At 52.0% G+C, this 4,163-nt stretch carries 2 protein-coding genes; both read left to right on the top strand.

The genetic code is table 11. From position 1 onward, the window contains the following. Positions 1–429: RagB/SusD family nutrient uptake outer membrane protein (locus tag ACEW8P_RS13960; protein ID WP_373513691.1), on the top strand; the 429-nt coding region annotated here is incomplete at its 5' end. Between the two features lie 63 nt (positions 430–492). Further along, positions 493–3,795 (top strand): VCBS repeat-containing protein, encoded by a 3,303-nt coding sequence (locus ACEW8P_RS13965; protein WP_373513692.1) that lies wholly within the window; start codon positions 493–495, stop codon positions 3,793–3,795. Positions 3,796–4,163: the final 368 nt, after the last annotated feature.

Below are 4,163 nucleotides of genomic sequence, written 5' to 3' on the forward strand. Positions count from 1 at the left end.
CGACCCACCTATTTCAACGGGGTTAGCGTTCGCAAGTTTTTGCCCGAGGGTCGGGACATGAACAGTGCCAATAACTTCGATGTCAACCAGCCCATTATCCGCTACGCCGAAGTGCTACTCAACCTGGCCGAAGCCCTCAACGAGCAGGGGCAGAGCGACAAAGCCCTCGTGCCACTCAACCAGATACGGAGTCGGGCTAAGTTGGCACCAATCACTGACACGAACCAATCGACTTTACGCGAGATTATCCGAAAAGAACGGCGTAAAGAACTCATTTTCGAGGGGCATCGCTTCTTCGATTTGGCCAGATGGGGAATCGCCGAACAAGTGCTGAAATCCAAAGGTTTTGTCAAGGGCCGACACGAGTACTTTCCCGTTCCGTTGAGCGAACTGTCGCTGATTCCCAATCTGACGCAGTATCCGAAGTAATTTTTGTTTTTGAACGTGCTTTGTAAGGCGGGAACCACGTTTCCGCCTTTTTCTATTGAGTCCATGAAAGTTATCCTTCCCTTATTGGCATTGGTAGCGCTGGTTTCCTGCGAGTCGCGCGATAAGCTGTTCACGGCCCTGCCCGCTTCTCAGACGGGTCTTTCTTTCCAGAATACGATTCAGGAAGACGAGCGGCACAATGTCTTCGATTTTCACCCAGTCTATAACGGGGCAGGCGTTGCGGTGGGTGACATCGACGGCGATGGCTTTCCCGACTTGTATTTTGCCGGCAACATGGTCCCTGATCGGCTCTACCTCAATAAAGGAAATCGCGACGGCCAACCGCTTCAATTCGAGGACATTTCAGAGAAAGCGGGACTGGTATCAGGGGGGTGGTCTTCGGGCGTCACCATGGCCGATGTTAACGCCGATGGCCGCCTGGATATTTACGTGAGCAAATCGGGAAACTACCCCGGCGAGGATCGCGCCAATCAGTTATACGTCAACCAGGGAGGAGGCCGATTCAAGGAAATGGCCCGACAGTTTGGCCTAGCCGATACGAGCTACACCAATCAGGCCGTTTTCTTCGACTACGATAAAGATGGCGACCTGGATGCCTACCTCATCACTACCAGTCCGCTGGAACGGAATACCAATCGGATCGATCCCGCCCGAAAAGACGGCCTGGGTCTTTCACCCGACAAACTGTATCGCAACGAGGGAAACGGCACCTTTACCGATGTGAGTACCGAAGCGGGCATCGTCCACGACGGCTACGGTCTGGGCCTGGCGATTATGGACATCAACGAAGATGGCTACGACGACGTGTGGGTGTCCAACGATTTCCTGACCAACGACCATCTGTACATCAATCAGGGGGATGGTAGTTTCCTTGAATCTTCGGCCCAGTATTTCAAGCACACCAGCCGATTTGGCATGGGCAACGATGCCGCCGACTACAACAATGACGGTCGCCTCGACCTGATCCAACTGGATATGCTCCCCCGCTCCGACGAGCAGTTCAAGCGCATGGCGGGCGGCGGGAATTACGTGCAGTACGATATGGAAACGCGGGCGGGCTACCAGCCGCAGTTTATGCGGAATACCCTGCAGCTTAATTTGGGAATTGCCGCCGACGGTCAGCCCCGCTTTGCCGAAATCGGGCAACTGGCTGAGGTGCCACGTACGGATTGGAGTTGGGCGCCCCTTTTTGCCGACTTCGACAATGATGGCCTGAAAGACCTGTTTGTGACCAACGGCTATCTGCGCGATGTCACGGATTTGGATTTTATCAAATACAACCAATCCCTCAACGCGCAGAACACCACGCTGGCGGATTTCAAAAAAATATTCTTGCAAAGAGTGCAGGAGTTGCCCGCCTGGAACAACGCGAATTATTTTTTCAAAAACAAGGGTGACCTGACTTTTGAAGATGTCAGCGAAACGTGGACCGATCCACAGCCTTCCTTATCGAACGGAGCCGTTTACGCCGATTTAGACTTGGATGGAGACTTAGACATCGTCACCAACAATGTCAACGCCGAGGCTACCTTTCTCCGAAATAACAGCGCGGCGAACAACCATTTTTTACCCATAAAACTGAAAGGTCCGCCCGGCAATCCGTTCGGGATTGGCGTTGCCGCTACCGTTTTTCAAACCGAAAGACTGCAGAAAGCAGTATGCCGTGCGACCAGGGGCTACGCATCTTCCGTAGAAAGTAGCCTGCATTTTGGTTTGGGAGAATCCGCGAAAGTCGATTCCCTATTAATAGAGTGGCCCGACGGCAAGGTGCAGGTGCTGCGGGAAGTCGAACCCGGAAAAACATTGGAAGTAGATTATCGGGTGGCAGTACCCAAGAATATTGAAATCAAGAAAATTGAAATAAAGAAGAATGCCGACAAACTGCTGGTGGAAGTAAAACAGAAAGTGGACTTTCCTCACACGGAAATTCCTTATGTGGACTACGACTACGACGAGAAAATGCTTTTGCACAAATACTCGCAGCAAGGCCCCAAGCTGGCAACCGGTGACGTCGATGGCGATGGGCGGGAAGATTTTTTTGCCGGCGGTTCTTACGGTCATTACGGCAGGTTTTTCCTGCAGGACGAGCGGGGGAATTTTACGCCCCGGCCCTATTGCGACTCCCTGAAAATGAAGGACGAGGAGGACGTCGGTGTCCTGCTTTTCGACGCGGACGCCGACCAGGACCTGGACCTTTACCTGGTGAGCGGGTCGAACGAATACGCCGATGGGTCAAAGTTTTTTCAGGATCGGCTTTACCTAAACGATGGAGAGGGACATTTCACGGATGCCACCGACCGCCTGCCGCCCATCCGGCATAGCGGCTCCTGCGTGCGGGCGGCTGACTTCGACGGCGATGGCGACCTGGATTTATTCCGGGGCGGGCGGTTGACGCCCTCCCGCTTTCCCGAAGCGGGTGATTCTTATTTGTTAATCAACGATAATGGTACTTTTCGGGATGGAACGGCAGGCGTGCCCGGCCTGCAAAAGCTGGGCATGGTCACCGACGCCCGCTGGCTGGACGTAGATCGCGATAGTTGGTTGGACCTGGTCGTCGTGGGAGAATTGATGCCCATTACCCTTTTTCGAAATGAGAAGGGAAAACTTGGCGACCCAACCGAACTACTTCCCGGTACTGCTGGTCTCTGGAACTGTCTGAGCAGCGGTGATTTCGACCGTGACGGCGACATCGACGTCTTGGTCGGCAATGTCGGTTTGAACACCTCTTATCGAATATCCAGTAAAGAGCCTTTGACTGCGTACGCAAGTGATTTTGACGGCAATGGAAGTTTCGACGCTATTCCTGCCCTTTGGAAAAAAGGCAAGGAAGTGCCGATGTCAGGTCGTGATTTATTCGTAGCCCAACTACCTACCTGGAAATCGCGCTTCCAGAACTACGCCAGCTACGCTGCCGCCACGATGCAGCAGGTTTTGAGCGCCGACCAGCGCAAAGGTGCGGTGGTCAAGCGAGCCGTTTTGCAAGAAAGCGTGTACCTGGAGAACCAGGGCGACGGTAAATTCACCCTGAAAAAACTACCTACGCTCGCCCAATTCGCCCCAATTCAAGGCATAGCCACCACCGACGTGAACCACGACGGACATTTGGACGCCATTTTGGTGGGCAATGATTTCAGCACAGAACCAATCGAAGGGCGCTATGATGCTTCCTCTGGCTTGGCGTTATTGGGAGATGGCAAAGGAAATTTTCAGCCTGCACACTTCGAGCGGACGGGTTTTTTGGCCGAGGGGGACTGCCGAGATGTGGTACTGGTTGGCGATCATAACCTGGTTGTTTCTCGCAACGCCAATTCGTTAAAGATTTATCGGATTCTGAACAGAGAGTGAATTGATCCGGTGTCATCATTGATGAAAAGTTTAGCTGTAAACTCCAATATTTCATTCTTGCATTCACTACTTGCTTTTCAGTAATTTATCACCGACGGCCTCTTTTCTTCCCAAAAAAATCATACTTTCTTGAATCGACCCAGTGGTGTGGACTAGCCTAGTTTCGGGTTTTGGATCAGTAGTTGAAAACGGCCAGTTTCTTTTCTTGCCAAATTGTGAATCTAACTGAAAACATGAATCACTCTGCCAATATCTATTTTCGCATTCTTATAATTCTGCCTTTTCTGGCCATTACTTCCTGCAAAAACACCCCACAAAAGAGCAGCGCAAAAACGACTGCTGACACCAAAAAACCGAACATCCTCTTC

Source organism: Persicitalea sp. (assembly GCF_041751555.1).
Lineage (GTDB): Bacteria > Bacteroidota > Bacteroidia > Cytophagales > Spirosomataceae > Persicitalea.

Excerpts from the sequence above, each read along its gene's own strand:
- ACEW8P_RS13965 (WP_373513692.1), top strand. The coding sequence starts at position 493 with ATGAAAGTTATCCTTCCCTTATTGGCATTGGTAGCGCTGGTTTCCTGC.